This window comes from Streptomyces iakyrus, from assembly GCF_000717055.1.
Classification (GTDB): Bacteria; Actinomycetota; Actinomycetes; order Streptomycetales; family Streptomycetaceae; genus Streptomyces; species Streptomyces iakyrus.
The window spans coordinates 76634-91150 of the sequence record NZ_JNXI01000010.1 but is presented as its reverse complement, the minus strand read 5'-3'; the positions used below and the strand labels follow the sequence as shown (position 1 = coordinate 91150).

Annotated in this window: 13 protein-coding genes; 5 read left to right on the top strand and 8 right to left on the bottom strand. The window is 71.3% G+C overall.

Going from position 1 to position 14517, the window contains the following annotated elements; translation table 11 throughout:
• Positions 1-154: 154 nt before the first annotated feature.
• Positions 155-4048 carry a glycoside hydrolase family 2 TIM barrel-domain containing protein gene (locus OO68_RS17025; protein WP_033309206.1) on the top strand — a complete coding sequence of 1298 codons (3894 nt, stop codon included), beginning with the start codon at positions 155-157 and terminating at the stop codon, positions 4046-4048.
• Positions 4049-4068: 20 nt separating this feature from the next.
• On the opposite strand, the gene OO68_RS17020 is transcribed toward OO68_RS17025, so the two are convergent.
• Complete coding sequence (locus OO68_RS17020) at positions 4069-4431, bottom strand: ArsR/SmtB family transcription factor (protein ID WP_033309205.1); 363 nt, start codon at positions 4429-4431, stop codon at positions 4069-4071.
• 131 nt (positions 4432-4562) lie between these two features.
• Here OO68_RS17020 and OO68_RS17015 point away from each other — a divergent pair, with 131 nt between their 5' ends.
• Genes OO68_RS17015 through OO68_RS17005 form a run of 3 tightly spaced genes read left to right on the top strand, consistent with a single transcriptional unit; the run spans position 4563 to position 7285 of the window.
• Entirely contained in the window at positions 4563-6044 is a 1482-nt protein-coding gene (locus tag OO68_RS17015; protein WP_280922506.1) for an AlkA N-terminal domain-containing protein, read from the top strand.
• 9 nt (positions 6045-6053) lie between these two features.
• Positions 6054-6536 carry a methylated-DNA--[protein]-cysteine S-methyltransferase gene (locus OO68_RS17010; protein WP_033309204.1) on the top strand — a complete coding sequence of 161 codons (483 nt, stop codon included), beginning with the start codon at positions 6054-6056 and terminating at the stop codon, positions 6534-6536.
• A 35-nt stretch (positions 6537-6571) separates the two neighbouring features.
• Positions 6572-7285 (top strand): bleomycin resistance protein, encoded by a 714-nt coding sequence (locus OO68_RS17005; RefSeq protein ID WP_033309203.1) that lies wholly within the window; start codon positions 6572-6574, stop codon positions 7283-7285.
• On the opposite strand, the gene OO68_RS17000 is transcribed toward OO68_RS17005, so the two are convergent.
• From OO68_RS17000 to OO68_RS16990, 3 genes are all read right to left on the bottom strand, one after another.
• The gene (locus tag OO68_RS17000) at positions 7245-8000 is read right to left on the bottom strand and encodes an SIR2 family NAD-dependent protein deacylase (protein ID WP_033309202.1); all 756 of its coding nucleotides are present in this window, start codon (positions 7998-8000) and stop codon (positions 7245-7247) included. The genes OO68_RS17005 and OO68_RS17000 overlap by 41 nt on opposite strands.
• Positions 8001-8069: 69 nt before the next feature.
• Entirely contained in the window at positions 8070-8564 is a 495-nt protein-coding gene (locus OO68_RS16995) for an NUDIX domain-containing protein (RefSeq protein ID WP_033309201.1), read from the bottom strand.
• 42 nt (positions 8565-8606) lie between these two features.
• The gene (locus OO68_RS16990; RefSeq protein WP_033309200.1) at positions 8607-9677 is read right to left on the bottom strand and encodes an ADP-ribosylglycohydrolase family protein; all 1071 of its coding nucleotides are present in this window, start codon (positions 9675-9677) and stop codon (positions 8607-8609) included.
• A gap of 250 nt (positions 9678-9927) precedes the next feature.
• Here OO68_RS16990 and OO68_RS16985 point away from each other — a divergent pair, with 250 nt between their 5' ends.
• Positions 9928-11046 carry a glycerate kinase gene (locus tag OO68_RS16985; protein WP_033309328.1) on the top strand — a complete coding sequence of 373 codons (1119 nt, stop codon included), beginning with the start codon at positions 9928-9930 and terminating at the stop codon, positions 11044-11046.
• A 78-nt stretch (positions 11047-11124) separates the two neighbouring features.
• Here OO68_RS16985 and pssA read toward each other — a convergent pair whose 3' ends face one another.
• The 4 genes from pssA to OO68_RS16965 all read right to left on the bottom strand — a co-directional run bounded on the left by pssA (position 11125) and on the right by OO68_RS16965 (position 14515).
• Entirely contained in the window at positions 11125-11907 is a 783-nt protein-coding gene (gene pssA / locus OO68_RS16980) for a CDP-diacylglycerol--serine O-phosphatidyltransferase (protein ID WP_037667928.1), read from the bottom strand.
• Positions 11908-11965: 58 nt separating this feature from the next.
• Positions 11966-12622, bottom strand: coding sequence for a phosphatidylserine decarboxylase (locus tag OO68_RS16975; protein ID WP_033309199.1), 657 nt, complete (start codon positions 12620-12622; stop codon positions 11966-11968).
• A 172-nt stretch (positions 12623-12794) separates the two neighbouring features.
• On the bottom strand, positions 12795-14000 hold the full coding sequence (locus tag OO68_RS16970; RefSeq protein ID WP_033309198.1) for an acyl-CoA dehydrogenase family protein: 1206 nt from the start codon (positions 13998-14000) through the stop codon (positions 12795-12797).
• Between the two features lie 2 nt (positions 14001-14002).
• Positions 14003-14515, bottom strand: coding sequence for a MaoC family dehydratase (locus OO68_RS16965; protein WP_033309326.1), 513 nt, complete (start codon positions 14513-14515; stop codon positions 14003-14005).
• Positions 14516-14517 lie beyond the last annotated feature (2 nt).

Sequence of the window (14517 nt, the reverse complement as noted above, 5' to 3'; positions counted from 1 at the left end):
CCTAGGGTGTGCCTGCTCAGCAGTTGCTCCTTCACCGTCAGTTGCCACGCGACTCAACAGAAACACTCATCACGGGTGGGCAGTTGAGGCCTGCATCTGACGCGCCCTCAGTCCGTTCAGCACCGCACCTGTCGAACCGAGGAAGGCCACGTTCATGCCGCACCCCCCGCACCCGTCCCCCGCCGACCGGCCGGTCGTCAGCCGCCGCCGACTGCTGGAGGGAGGAGCCGCCGTGCTCGGCGCGCTCGCCCTGTCCGCGTCGCCCGCCGCGGCACGCGCGGCCGGCCGGCGCGCGGCGGCGGACGGCCCTCCCGAGTGGAACGACGGCCTCAGCGTGTACCGGGTGGGCACCGAGCCGCCGCACACCACCCTCATGCCCTACGCGGACCTCGGGCAGGCCCTCAAGGGCGACCGCGAGCGCTCGCCGTACCGGCTGAGCCTCGACGGCACCTGGAAGTTCGCCTACGTGGACCGCCCCGACGACCGGGACAAGGACTTCTACGGCACCGACGTCGACGACTCCGGCTGGGACACCATCCCCGTGCCCTCGGCCTGGCAGCTGCACGGCTACGACGTCCCGATCTACGTCAACATCACCTACCCCTGGTGGGGCCCCAACGGCCGCGGCGAGGAGGCCCAGCCGCCGGCCGCGCCGACCCGCTACAACCCCGTCGGCCAGTACCGCCGCACCTTCACCGTGCCCCGCGACTGGCGGGGCCGGCGCACCTTCCTGCACTTCGAGGGCGTCAAGTCCGCCCACTACGTGTGGATCAACGGCGAGCTGGTGGGCTACCACGAGGACTCCTACACCTCCGCCGAGTACGACATCACCCCTCACCTCAAGCCGGGGACCAACCAGATCGCCGTGGAGGTGTACCGCTACTCCGACGCGGAGTGGCTGGAGGACCAGGACATGATCCGGCTGAGCGGCATCTTCCGCTCGGTCCACCTGTACTCCACGCCCAGCGTGCACCTGCGCGACTTCAAGCTGGACACCCCGCTCGGCGACGGCTACACCTCAGCCGAGCTCAAGGTCACCGCGCACGTACGCGACTACGGCGGCGAGGGCGGAGGCCGCTACACCGTCGAGACCCAGCTCTACGACGCCCGCGGCCACGCGGTCTGGTCCCGGCCGCTGAACCGTTCCGCCGACGTCCCCGACGGCGACGAGGCGACGGTCGAGGCGTCCAGAGCCGTCCCCGCGCCGAAGCTGTGGTCGGCCGAGCACCCGAACCTCTACACCGCCGTGCTCCGCCTGCGCGATCCCGCGGGCAAGGTGGTGGAGACCCTCTCGCACCGGGTCGGCCTGCGCGAGTTCGCGCTGAAGGACGGCCTGATGCGCATCAACGGCAAGCCCGTCTCCTTCCGCGGCACCAACCGGCACGAGATGCACCCCGTCACCGGCTCGGCCCTCACCCGCGCGCAGATGGTCGAGGACATCGAGATCATCAAGCGCCTCAACATCAACAGCGTCCGCACCTCGCACTACCCCAACAGCCCGCTGTGGCTCGAACTCGCCGACGCATACGGCCTGTACCTCGTCGACGAGACCAACCTGGAGACCCACGGCATCCGTGACGAGTTCCCGGGAAGCGGCCACCCCGAGTGGACCGAGGCCTGCGTGGTCCGCGCCCAGAACATGGTCCACCGCGACAAGAACCACGCCTGCGTGGTCATCTGGTCCCTCGGCAACGAGGCGGGCGGCGGCACCACCTTCAACGCGATGTACGACTGGATCCGTTCCTACGACCCCACCCGCGTCATCCAGTACGAGGGCGACGACCGCCCGGGCATGAGCGACATCCGCTCCGAGATGTACGACAGCCCGCAGCGGGTCGAGCAGCGCGCCAAGGACACGAGCGACACCCGGCCGTACGTGATGATCGAGTACTCCCACGGCATGGGCAACTCCAACGGCAACTTCAAGAAGTACTGGGACATCGTCCGCCGCTACGACGTCCTCCAGGGCGGCTGGATCTGGGACTTCGTCGACCAGGCCCTGAGCTGGCCCACCCCCACGCGCAAGCTGCTGACCGAGTCAGGCCCGGGCGCGCTGCGCGGCGAGGTCATGGCACCCGCGGGCACCTTCGACCGCGCCAAGGGCGTCTCCGGCGGCACCGTCTTCCCCCGCGATCCCGGGCTCGACCTCACCGGCTCCCTCACCCTGGAGGCCTGGGTCACCCCGGACGTGCCCTACGGCCACCAGCCCATCATCGCCAAGGGCGACACCCAGTACGCCCTCAAGCAGACCGACAAGAACCTGGAGTTCTTCATCCACGGCGGCGGCCAGTGGGTCACCGCGAGCTGGGCGCTGCCCGACGGCTGGACCGGCAAGGAGCACCACATCGCCGGCGTCTTCGACGCGGACGCCGGGACACTCACCCTGTACGTCGACGGCCAGGCGCGCGGCACCCGGACGACCACCCGCCGCCCCGGCGTCAACACCGCGTCCCTGTCCCTCGCCACCGACGTCGACAACCCGACCCGGGAGTTCAGCGGCACCATCCGCCGCGCCCGCGTGTACGCCCGTGCTCTGAGCGCCGCCGAACTGGCCTCGGACACCCGGGGGCCCGACGGCGAGGGCGTGCGCTTCTGGTTCGACGCGGCCACCGCCGGACTCACCGAGAAGCGCCCGCGCGACAAGACGTTCTACGCGTACGGCGGCGACTGGGGCGACAACCCCAACGACGGTGCCTTCGCCGGCGACGGCATCGTCCTGCCCGACCGCAGCCTCACCGGCAAGTCCGCCGAGGTCAAGCAGATCTACCAGGCCGTCGGCGCCACCCCGGCCGCGGGCGGCCCCGGTGCCGTCACGCTCACCAACGAGTACCTGTTCACCAACCTCCGCGAGTTCGAGGGCCGTTGGTCCCTGGTCGCCGACGACAAGGTCGTCCAGCGTGGCCGGCTGACCCGCGACCAGCTGAGCGTGGCCCCGCTGAACAGCAAGGACATCAAGGTCCCGGTGCGGCTCCCGGCCAAGCCCGAACCCGGCACGGAGTACTTCCTCCAGCTCTCCTTCACCACCAGGGAAGCCACCCCCTGGGCCCGGGCCGGCTTCGAGGTGGCCAGGCAGCAGCTCGAACTCGACGTGGACAGCCCGGCCGTGCGGCCCGCGCCGCTGCGCACCGTGCCCGCCCTCACCCACACCGACGGGGACAGGACCGTCACCGTGAAGGGCAAGGGCTTCGCCGTCACCGTCGACAAGAGCACCGGGACCATCACCTCCTACGAGGCGGGCGGCACCCGGCTCATCACCTCAGGGCCCGTCCCGAACTTCTGGCGGGCGCCCACCGACAACGACCGCGGCAACGGCCAGCACACCCGCAACCAGATCTGGCGCGACGCCGGAGCGAAGCGGAAGGTGGCCGGCGTACGGGTGCGGCCCCTGGACGACCGGGCCGTCGAGGTCACCGTCACCGGCACGCTGCCCACCGGCACCGAGTCCACGTACAGCACGACGTACACCGTCTTCGGCAACGGCGAGATCAAGGTCGACAACACCCTGCACCCGGGGGCGGCGAACCTGCCGTACATCCCGGAGGTCGGCACCCTGCTGTTCCTGCCGCGGAGCCTGGACCGGCTGCACTACTACGGCCGGGGCCCCGAGGAGAACATGTGGGACCGCAACAACGCCACCGACGTGGGCCTGTACTCCGGCACCGTCTCCGGGCAGTGGACCCCGTACCTGCGCCCCCAGGAGAACGGCAACAAGACCGACGTCCGCTGGGCGGCGCTGACCGACGGCAAGGGGCGCGGACTGCTCGTGTCCGGTGAGCCGCTGCTGGAGGTCAACGCCTCGCACTTCACCCCCGAGGATCTCTCGGTCGGCGCCCGGCACGACTACCAGCTCACCCCCCGGGACGCGGTGGTCCTGCGGCTCAACCACCGCCAGATGGGCGTGGGCGGCGACAACAGCTGGGGCGCGCACACCCACGACGAGTTCAAGCTGTTCGCGAACCGCGACTACGCGTACACCTACCGGCTGCGTCCGCTCACGCGCGTGAGCGAGGCGATGGAGGCCTCGCGGCGGCCGACCGCCACCGCGTAGCCCGGGCCGGCGGCGCCGCCTCAGTCGGCGGCGTCGCTGATGCCCAGCCGCAGGTGCTCCACGTGGTACACGGCCTGGTCGAGCAGCTCGGCGACATGGTGGTCGTGCAGCGCGTACACCACCGAACGGCCTCGCCGCTCGCCCACGACCAGGCCCAGATTGCGCAGCAGCCGCAGCTGGTGCGAGCAGGCCGACTGCTCCATGCCCACCTCGGCCGCCAACTCCGTGGCCGGCAGCGGGCCTTCGCGCAGCCGCGCCAGGATCAGCAGCCGGGAGGGCGTGGACAGGGCCTGGAGCGTGGTGGCGACCTTCGCGACGTTGTCCGCGTCCAGGCGCACGCGCTCGCCGGCGTCCTGCACGGGGGTGACGGCTCCATGACCCATGACCTCATCCTAGCGGCCCCACGCGAACATATGAATGAATCTTCAAATGTACTCCTGGGGCCGTGCCGCGCCGGCACGTCCATGTCGGATTCTCGCCAGCCCCGCGCCGCCCGGTGCCGGATGCTGGAGCCATGCAGATGGGGATGCACACCGACACCGAGCGCTGCGTGCGCGCCGTCCGGTCCAAGGACGCACGCTTCGACGGCTGGTTCTTCACGGCCGTCCTGACCACCGGCATCTACTGCCGTCCCAGCTGCCCGGTGGTGCCGCCCAAGCCGGAGAACATGGTCTTCCACCCCAGTGCGGCGGCCTGCCAGCAGGCCGGGTTCCGGGCCTGCAAGCGCTGCCGGCCCGACACCAGCCCCGGCTCCCCCGAGTGGAACCAGCGCGCCGACCTCGTGGCCCGCGCCGTGCGGCTGATCGCCGACGGGGTCGTGGACCGCGAGGGCGTGCCCGGCCTCGCCGGCCGGCTCGGCTACAGCACCCGGCAGGTCGAACGCCAGCTCCTCGCCGAGCTGGGCGCGGGCCCGCTCGCGCTCGCCCGTGCGCAGCGCGCCCAGACGGCCCGGCTGCTCATCGAGACGACCGCCCTGCCCATGGCGCAGATCGCCTTCGCCGCCGGCTTCGCCTCGATCCGGACCTTCAACGACACGGTCCGCGAGGTCTTCGCCCTGGCCCCGGGCGAGCTGCGAGCCCGCGCCCCGAAACGGCAGGGCACGAGCACACCCGGGGCGCTGTCCCTGCGGCTGCCGTTCCGGGCCCCGCTCAATCCCGACAACCTCTTCGGCCACCTCGCCGCGACGGCCGTACCCGGCGTGGAGGAATGGCGCGACGGCTCCTACCGCCGCACCCTGCGCCTCCCGTACGGCCACGGCATCGTGGCCCTCACCCCCAACCCGGACCACATCGCCTGCCGTCTCACCCTCAGCGACCTGCGCGATCTGACCGTCGCCATCAGCCGCTGCCGCCGCCTGCTCGACCTGGACGCCGACCCCGTCGCCATCGACGACCAGCTCCGCGCGGACCCGGTCCTCGCGCCCCTGGTCGACAAGGCGCCCGGCCGGCGCGTGCCGCGCACCGTCGACGAGGCCGAGTTCGCCGTCCGGGCCGTGCTCGGCCAGCAGGTCTCCACCGCCGCCGCCCGCACCCACGCGGCCCGCCTGGTCACCGCGCACGGCGACCCGGTCGAGGACCCGGAAGGCGGCCTCACCCACCTCTTCCCGGCCCCCGAGGCCCTCGCGGCGCTCGACCCCGAGACGCTGGCGATGCCGCGCACCCGCCGCACGACCTTCACCACCCTGGTCCGGGCCCTCGCCGACGGCGACCTCCACCTCGGCGTGGAGAGCGACTGGCCCCGCACCCGCGAGCGGCTCCTCGCCCTGCCCGGCTTCGGCCCCTGGACGGTGGACGTCATCGCCATGCGCGCGCTCGGCGACCCCGACGCCTTCCTCCCCACCGACCTCGGCATCCGCCGCGCGGCCCGGGAACTGGGCCTGCCGTCCACTCCCGCCGCCCTCACCGCACGCGCCGGGGCCTGGCGCCCCTGGCGGGCCTACGCGGTCCAGTACCTCTGGGCGACCGACAGCCACCCGATCAACTTCCTTCCGGTATAGGGACGTCCGATGAAGCAGCACACCGTGACCGCCAGCCCGTACGGCCCCCTCACCCTCGTCGCCGACGACGGTGTCCTGTGCGGCCTGTACATGACCGACCAGCGCCACCGCCCGCCCGAGGAGACCTTCGGCACCCGCGACGACACCCTCTTCGCCGAGACGGAGGAGCAACTGAAGGCCTACTTCGCGGGCGAACTGAGGGAGTTCACGGTCGAACTCCGCCTGCACGGCACCCCGTTCCGGCGCACGGTCTGGGACGCCCTGCGCCGCATCCCGTACGGCGAGACCCGTACCTATGGCGAGCTGGCCGCACTCCTCGGCACGCCCACCGCCTCCCGCGCCGTCGGCCTCGCCAACGGCCGCAACCCCATCGGCATCATCGTGCCGTGTCATCGGGTCATCGGGGCGAACGGGAGCCTGACGGGGTACGGCGGCGGTCTGGAGCGCAAGCAGCGCCTGCTGGACTTCGAACGCGGAGCCTCTCTTTTCTGACTCTTCGCCTCGTCAAATTTGACTAGAGTGGGGTCATGCCGGAGAAGACGATCCCGATCCTGCCCTGCCGGACCCTCCAGCCCGTCCTCGACTTCTACACCGCCCTCGGATTCGAGGTGACGTACCAGCAGCGCAGCCCCAACCCGTACGCGGTCGTGCAACGCGGCGGCATCGAGCTGCAGTTCTTCGCGATGAAGCAGTACGAGCCGGCCGTGTCGGTCAGCACCTGCTACGTCCTGACCGACGACGTCGACGGCCTCTACCAGGCGTTCCGTGCCGGGCTCAAGGAGACGTACGGCAGGGTCCCCACCCGGGGGCTGCCGCGGGTCGGGCCGCTCAAGGACATGACGTACGGCGTGCGGCAGTTCCTCATGACCGACCCCGGAGGCAACTGCGTCCGCGTCGGGCAGCGCACCGGCGGGGAGCGGCACCACGGGCCCGCCCCGGAGGAGACGTTCGCGCGGGCCCTGCACTTCGCGTCCCTCCTGGCGGACTCCAAGGGGGACCCGGCGGGCGCCGCCAAGGTCGTCGACCGGGTGCTCGGCCTGACGGACGAGACGCCGACCCGCGTCCAGCTGCTTCAGCTCCTCGTCCTGCGCGCGGACGCCGCGGCACGGCTCGGCGACGAGGAGGCGGCCGCCACCGCCCTCGCCCGGGCCGCCGCGCTCGACCTCACCGCGGCCGAGCGCGACCAGGGCCGCGACGCGCTCACGCGCCTGGCGGACCTGCGGGGCTCGCTTCGGCCGTGATGCCGCGCAACAGCTCAGGCAGGGCCGTGCCGATGGGATCGCGGACGATCTCGTCGGCACGGTCGTCGTACGGGGTCGGCTCGGCGTTGACGATGATCAGCCGGGCACCGTGGTCGGCGGCGACGCCGGCCAGGCCGGCCGCCGGCTGCACCTGAAGGCTCGTGCCGACGGCGACGAAGATCTGGCAGCCCTTGCTGACGGCGGCCGCCTGGCCGAGGACGACGGGGTCCAGCCGCTCGCCGAACATCACCGTCGCCGGCTTCAGGATCCCGCCGCACTCCCGGCACGGCGGGTCCTCCTCACCGGCCTCCACCCGGGCCAGCGCGTCCGCCATCGGGCCGCGGGCGTGGCAGCCGGTGCAGACGAAACTCCGTGCCGTGCCATGCAGTTCGAGCACCTTGCGGGCCGGCATCCCGGCGAGCTGGTGCAGTCCGTCCACGTTCTGCGTGATCACCCGCACCGGCACCCCGGACCGCTCCAGCTCCGCCACCGCCCGGTGCGCGGCGTTGGGCTCGGCCCGCAGCGCCCCCGTCTCGCGCCGCATGCGCCAGGAGCGGCGGCGGATCTCCCGGTCGCCCATGTAGTACTCGTACGTGACGAGCTTCTCGGCAAAGGGATCCCGGCGCCACAGCCCGTTCGGCCCGCGGTAGTCCGGGATGCCCGAGTCCGTGCTGATGCCGGCACCGGTGAGCAGGGCGACGAGGGGCTTGGCCATGGCGCCGAGGGTAGGACGGGCCGGGCCCGAGCGGCGAGCGGATATCGCGCGACAGGCAGCCGCCGCCGGTCAGAACACGCGCCGGCCGTTCTCCAGCTCCGCCGTGCCCGACCCGTCCGCAAGGACGTCGAGGGCGGTCAGGACCCGGCCGCAGTGGGCCCCCGGCAGGTACTCGGTCAGTTCCTCGCGCGCCACCAGCCGCCAGGACAGCAGCTCCTCCTCCTGGAGGCGGATCGCCTTGAACTCGTCCTCGCTCAACACCCCGCCGTCGTACAGGTACGCCACCACCGGCGGGCGGCCCGTGCCCTGCACCCAGTCCACCGTCAGCAGCCGGCCGAGCTCACGGTCGAGACCGAGCTCCTCGGCCGTCTCGCGCCGCGCACCCTGCCGCGGGGTCTCGCCGTCGTCGGACTCGACGGTGCCGCCGGGCAGCGCCCAGCCCTCCCGGTAGCCGGGCTCGACGAGCAGCACACGGCCCTCGCCGTCCCGGAACAGCACGGCGGCACCGGCCAGGACACGGGGCAGGGAGGCGATGTAGGCGGCGTAGTCAGGAGAGGAGGTCATCGGTGCAGGGTAACCACCGCGCCCCGCATCACGGCACGGCCGTCAGGCCGCCGGCTCCACCAGCCGCAGGGTCCGTTCCGCCAGTTCGCTGATCCGCACCCCGTCGTAGCCGAACACCGCGCTGCGGACCGTGTCCTCCAGCGGGGCCTTCCACTGGTCGGGGATGGCCGCCGCCCCGCCGAACACGCCGGCCACCGAACCCGCGGTCGCACCGTTGGAGTCGGTGTCCAGGCCCCCGCGGACGGTCAGGGTGATGGTGCGGGTGAAGTCACCGTCGCCGTAGAGCAGGCCCGCGGTGAGGACGGCCGCGTTCGGGACGGTGTGGATCCACCCCAGGCCGCCGGTCTCCTCGGCGACCGTGGTCAGCGTGTCCTCCCAGGACATCCGGGTGTCGTGCAGGGAGACCACCCGGCGCACCGTGCGGGCGAGGCGGCTGCTCGCCGGGATCACGGCCAGGGCCTCGTCGACGGCGTGCCGCACGGTGGGCGCCGTGAACGCCGCCGCGATCAGCGCCGCCGCCCACATCGCCCCGTAGACCCCGTTCCCGGTGTGCGACAGCACCGCGTCCCGCCGGGCGAACTGGGCTGCGCGGCGCGGGACGCCCGGACAGGTCCAGCCGAAGATGTCTGCGCGGATGAGAGCGCCGATCCACTCCTGGTACGGGTTGTCGTACGTCGCCGTCAGCGGCGGCTTCAGCCCGTTGGCGAGGTTGCGGTACGCGGCCCGCTCGGCGGTGAACGTCTGCAGAAACGGCAGCCGCAGCAGCCACAGGTCGCCGACCTGCTCGGTGCTGAAGCCGAAGCCGTGGGTCTCCAGCAGGTCGAGGCCGAGGATCGCGTAGTCGACGTCGTCGTCACGGCAGCTGCCGTGGATGCGGCCGCGGACGCACTGGGGCCACTCGGGGCGCAGTGCGATCTCGTGGTCTCCGGTGGGCTCGGGCAGGTAATCAGTCAGGGGCAGGGCGGCGGCCTGCCGGAGGTAGCGGTCGATGCGCTCGCGTGTCCAGAGCTCGCCCTGCTCGACCGGTTTGCCCAGCATGTTTCCCGCGATGCGGCCCGTCCAGCCGCCAAGGATGCGGTCGGCCAGGGCCGTTTCGTTGTCGACGAGGGTCATGGTTCCGGTCTACCCGTTTCGCGCAGGGCGCCTGAGGGGGTGGGGCCGCGGGCCCCCGTTCGCAGCCGGTCGCGCAGTTCCCCGGGCCTCCAGGGCATCGGTCCAGGGGGTGGGCAAAGGCTGACGGGCCGGGGCTGCTCCGGTTAAGGTCACAGCGGCGCGACTGGCCTTGACATGCGTGAGGGCCCGGAGAGCAAGGGGAGTGCAAGTGGCGGACGCTGCAGTGAGCGACACCCGGAAGGCCCAGCGGGTGCTCGTCGCCGCGGACAAGTTCAAGGGGTCGCTGACGGCCGTGGAGGTCGCCGAGCGGGTCACGGCCGGGCTGCGCCGGGTCCTGCCGGAGCTGGAGGTCGAGGCGCTTCCGGTGGCCGACGGCGGCGACGGGACCGTGGCCGCGGCGGTCGCGGCCGGGTTCGAGCGCCGGGAGGTACGGGTCGCCGGCCCCCTCGGCGACGAGGTGACGGCGGCGTTCGCGCTGCGCGAGGGCACCGCGGTCGTGGAGATGGCCGAGGCGAGCGGGCTGCAGCGGCTGCCCGCCGGGGTCTTCGCCCCGCTGACCGCCTCCACGTACGGCTCCGGCGAGCTGCTGCGGGCCGCGCTGGACGCGGGCGCCCGCACGATCGTCTTCGGGGTCGGCGGCAGCGCCACCACCGACGGCGGCGCCGGGATGCTGTCGGCGCTGGGCGCCCGGTTCCTCGACGCCGCCGGGGAGCCGGTGCCCCCGGGCGGCGGCGGACTCGCCGAGCTGTCCACCGCCGACCTGTCGGGACTCGACCCGCGCCTGGCCGAGATCGAGCTGGTGCTCGCGAGCGACGTCGACAACCCGCTGACCGGCCCGAAGGGGGCACCCGCGGTCTACGGTCCGCAGAAGGGCGCCTCGCCCGAGGATGTGGCGGCCCTGGACAGCGCCCTCGCGCACTTCGCGAAGGTGCTCCAGGGCCCGGCCGGCCCGAAGGCCACCGAGTACGCGGCGTCGCCGGGTGCGGGCGCGGCGGGCGGCATCGGCTACGGCGCCCTGCTGCTCGGCGCCCGGTTCCGTCCGGGCATCGAGGTCATGCTCGACGTCCTGGGCTTCGCCCCCGCCCTGGACCGTGCGGACCTGGTCATCACCGGCGAGGGCTCCCTGGACGAGCAGACCCTGCACGGCAAGGCTCCGGCGGGTGTCGCCACCGCGGCCCGCGCCGCGGACAAGGACGTCGTGGCGGTCTGCGGACGCCTCGCCCTGCCGCCCCAGACCCTGGGCCGCGCCGGTTTCCGCCGGGCCTACCCCCTGACGGACGCCGAGCCGGACGTGGCGAAGTGCATCGCTGAGGCGGGCCCGATCCTGGAACGGGTCGCGGAGCGGATCGCCAGGGACTTCCTGACCTGATCCGGGCGGTTCCCGCCGCCCCGGTTACGAAAGAAGGCCCCGAGCTGTCAGCTCGGGGCCTTCATCGTCGTACGGTCGCTACGGAAGCTGCGCCGCCCGCGCCTCGCGGCGGTTGTCGCGGAAGTTGTTCACCCGCCGAGCCGTCGCGAACAGCGGGATCACCGCCCCCGTGACCAGCTGGAGCGCGCACCCCGTCTGCAGGAGGAGCTGTCCGCCCGGCGCGCCGAAGGCCCAGGCCGCCAGCAGACCCATGGACAGCACGATCCAGATCAGCATCGCCACCGCGAGCCAGCCGCGGGGCTTCGGGTACTCCACCCGGCTCACCATCAGCCACGCCGTCCCCACGATCGCCAGCAGCGTGGCCTCGAACGGCAGCTCCAGCAGCACGATCGCGACGACCGTCAGCGCACCGAACGGCGAGGGCATGCCCTGGAACGTGCCGTCCTTCACCGTCACGCACGAGAACCGCGCGAGCCGCAGCACCACCGCCAGCAGCACCACGATCGCCCCGACCGCCGCCACCCGCTGGTGGGCGTCGTTCGCGACCATGCCGTAGACGAGGACGAAGTACGCCGGTGCCAGGCCGAAGCTGATCAGGTCGGACAGGTTGTCCAGCTCGGCGCCCATGGGGGAGGAGCGCAGCTTGCGCGCCACCAGGCCGTCGAAGAGGTCGAAGACCGCCGCGCAGAGCATGAGGATGACCGCCGTGGCCGCGCTGTGGCGGGCCATGCCGGTCTCCTGGCTGCCCGTGAGGTGCGGGATCAGGATGCCGGTGGTGGTGAAGTACACCGCCATGAAGCCGCATGTGGCGTTGCCGAGGGTCAGGGTGTCCGCTATCGACAGCCGGAGGGAGAGGGGCATCTCCTCTTCCTCGTCGACCTCGTCCGCCTCCGGGACCCAGCCGGCCTTGGTATCAGGATCAATCACGGTCAATGCGAGTCACCCCAGCCACCGTCTTCTGACCGACCTCGACCGCGACCTCCACGCCCTCGGGCAGGTAGAGGTCGACACGCGAGCCGAAGCGGATCAGGCCGATCCGCTCACCCTGCTCCACCTTCGTGCCCTGGGGCAGGTAGGGGACGATGCGGCGGGCGACCGCGCCGGCGATCTGGATCATCTCGATGTCGCCGAGCTCGGTGTCGAAGTGCCAGACGACCCGCTCGTTGTTCTCGCTCTCCTTGTTGAAGGCGGGAACGAAGCCACCGGGAATGTGCTCCACGGACGTCACCGTGCCGGCCAGCGGCGCGCGGTTGACGTGGACGTTGAGCGGGCTCATGAAGATCGCGACGCGGGTGCGGCCGTCCTTCCACGGCATGATGCTCTGCACCACGCCGTCGGCGGGCGAGATGACCCGGCCCTGGGTGATCTCGCGCTCGGGGTCGCGGAAGAACCACAGCATTCCCGCCGCGAGCGCGGTGGCGGGAACGGCGACGGCCTTGGCGGCGCCGGAGCGGCGCGCCCGGGCCAGGCTGAGGGCTGCGGTGGCGACGGTCGGAAGGAGCCACGGCGATGCTCCGCGCGCGAGGCGTACGCCGGCCCGGCTGTCGCGAGGTGCAGAGGTTTGGCTGTGGGGCATGGATGACCTTCGTAGCGGAGATGATGCCGCACTCTGACGGGGGACGGCGGCTTTCCGGCGATCGTAGCGGCTCGGGGCCGTAACTGGGTAAGCCAGGCAGCCGAGTCGGCGGCAGAAGAGTGCTGACGGGGTGTGATCTTCTTCTCCAAGAAAACACCCCGTATCCGGACATCTAGCCCTGGAATCGATACTCTTCGAGCAGCCGCCTGCCGATGATCATTTTCTGGATCTCGGCGGTACCTTCACCGATGAGCAGCATCGGAGCCTCGCGGTAGAGGCGCTCGATCTCGTACTCCTTGGAGAAGCCGTAGCCCCCGTGGATACGGAAGGCGTCTTCCACGACCTCCTTGCAGTACTCGGAGGCGAGGTACTTCGCCATCCCGGCCTCCAGGTCGTTTCGCTCCCCGGAGTCCTTTTTGCGTGCTGCGTTCACCATCATCGCATGGGCGGCCTCGACCTTGGTAGCCATCTCGGCCAGCTTGAACTGGATCGCCTGGTGCTGGGCGATCGCCTTCCCGAAGGTGTGGCGCTGCTGCGCGTACTGGACACCCAGCTCGAACGCACGCTGAGCGACACCGCAGCCACGCGCCGCCACGTTGACGCGGCCGACCTCCACGCCGTCCATCATCTGGTAGAAACCGCGGCCGGTGACCCCGCCGAGCACCCGATCCGCGGGAATGCGCAGGCCATCCATGATGAGCTCGGTGGTGTCGACCCCCTTGTAACCCATCTTGTCGATCTTGCCGGGGATCGTGAGGCCGGGCCGGACCTCGCCGAAGCCGGGCTCCTTCTCGACCAGGAAGGTCGTCATCGACTTGTGCGGCGCGGTGCCCTCGGGGTGACCTTCGTCACTTCTGACCAGCACGGCCACCAGAGACGACGTGCCACCGTTCGTCAGCCACATCTTCTGGCCGTTGAGGACGTACTCCTCGCCGTCCTTCACCGCCTTCGACGTGATCGCCGACACGTCCGAGCCGAGGGCGGGCTCCGACATCGAGAACGCGCCCCGGATGTCGCCGGCCGCCATTCTCGGCAGGAAGTGGTCCTTCTGCTCCTGCGTGCCGTGCTGCTTGAGCATGTACGCCACAATGAAGTGGGTGTTGATGATGCCGGACACCGACATCCACCCGCGGGCGATCTCCTCCACGCACAGCGCGTAGGTCAGGAGCGACTCGCCCAGACCCCCGTACTCCTCGGGGATCATCAGGCCGAACAGGCCCAACTCCTTCAGCCCGTCGACGATCGCTTGCGGGTACTCGTCGCGGTGCTCCAGCTCCGTGGCGACCGGGATGATCTCCTTGTCCACGAAGTCCCGGACGGTGGACAGGATCTCCTGCTGGACGTCCGTCAGACCGGCGGTCTGGGCGAGTCGCGCCATGGCTACTTCTCCTGCTCCCTGAGCTCGGGGCGGCCGGGCTGCTCGCCGCCGCGCTCCTTGATGTACGTCTCGGTCGGCACCATCACCTTGCGGCGGAACACGCAGACCAGCGTGCCGTCCTGCTTGTAGCCCTTGGTCTCGACGTGGACGATGCCGCGGTCGTTCTTCGACTTCGACGGCCACTTGTCGAGCACGGTCGTCTGGCCGTAGATCGTGTCACCGTGGAAGGTCGGTGCCACGTGCTTCAGCGACTCGATCTCCAGGTTGGCGATCGCCTTGCCGGAGATGTCCGGTACGGACATGCCGAGCAGCAGCGAGTAGATGTAGTTGCCCACGACGACGTTCTTGCCGAAGTCGGTCGTCTTCTCCGCATAGTTCGTGTCCATGTGGAGCGGGTGGTGGTTCATCGTGAGGAGACAGAACAGGTGGTCGTCGTACTCCGTGACCGTCTTCCCCGGCCAGTGCTTGTACGTCGCCCCGACCTCGAACTCCTCGTAGGTGCGTCCGAACTGCATCG

What these genes read in the sequence shown, in the direction of transcription:
- OO68_RS17025 (WP_033309206.1), top strand. Translation starts at nt 155, where the DNA reads ATGCCGCACCCCCCGCACCCGTCCCCCGCCGACCGGCCGGTCGTCAGC.
- OO68_RS17020 (WP_033309205.1), bottom strand. Translation starts at nt 4,431, where the DNA reads ATGGGTCATGGAGCCGTCACCCCCGTGCAGGACGCCGGCGAGCGCGTG.
- OO68_RS17015 (WP_280922506.1), top strand. Translation starts at nt 4,563, where the DNA reads ATGCAGATGGGGATGCACACCGACACCGAGCGCTGCGTGCGCGCCGTC.
- OO68_RS17010 (WP_033309204.1), top strand. Translation starts at nt 6,054, where the DNA reads ATGAAGCAGCACACCGTGACCGCCAGCCCGTACGGCCCCCTCACCCTC.
- OO68_RS17005 (WP_033309203.1), top strand. Translation starts at nt 6,572, where the DNA reads ATGCCGGAGAAGACGATCCCGATCCTGCCCTGCCGGACCCTCCAGCCC.
- OO68_RS17000 (WP_033309202.1), bottom strand. Translation starts at nt 8,000, where the DNA reads ATGGCCAAGCCCCTCGTCGCCCTGCTCACCGGTGCCGGCATCAGCACG.
- OO68_RS16995 (WP_033309201.1), bottom strand. Translation starts at nt 8,564, where the DNA reads ATGACCTCCTCTCCTGACTACGCCGCCTACATCGCCTCCCTGCCCCGT.
- OO68_RS16990 (WP_033309200.1), bottom strand. Translation starts at nt 9,677, where the DNA reads ATGACCCTCGTCGACAACGAAACGGCCCTGGCCGACCGCATCCTTGGC.
- pssA (WP_037667928.1), bottom strand. Translation starts at nt 11,907, where the DNA reads ATGCCCCTCTCCCTCCGGCTGTCGATAGCGGACACCCTGACCCTCGGC.
- OO68_RS16975 (WP_033309199.1), bottom strand. Translation starts at nt 12,622, where the DNA reads ATGCCCCACAGCCAAACCTCTGCACCTCGCGACAGCCGGGCCGGCGTA.
- OO68_RS16970 (WP_033309198.1), bottom strand. Translation starts at nt 14,000, where the DNA reads ATGGCGCGACTCGCCCAGACCGCCGGTCTGACGGACGTCCAGCAGGAG.
- OO68_RS16965 (WP_033309326.1), bottom strand. Translation starts at nt 14,515, where the DNA reads ATGCAGTTCGGACGCACCTACGAGGAGTTCGAGGTCGGGGCGACGTAC.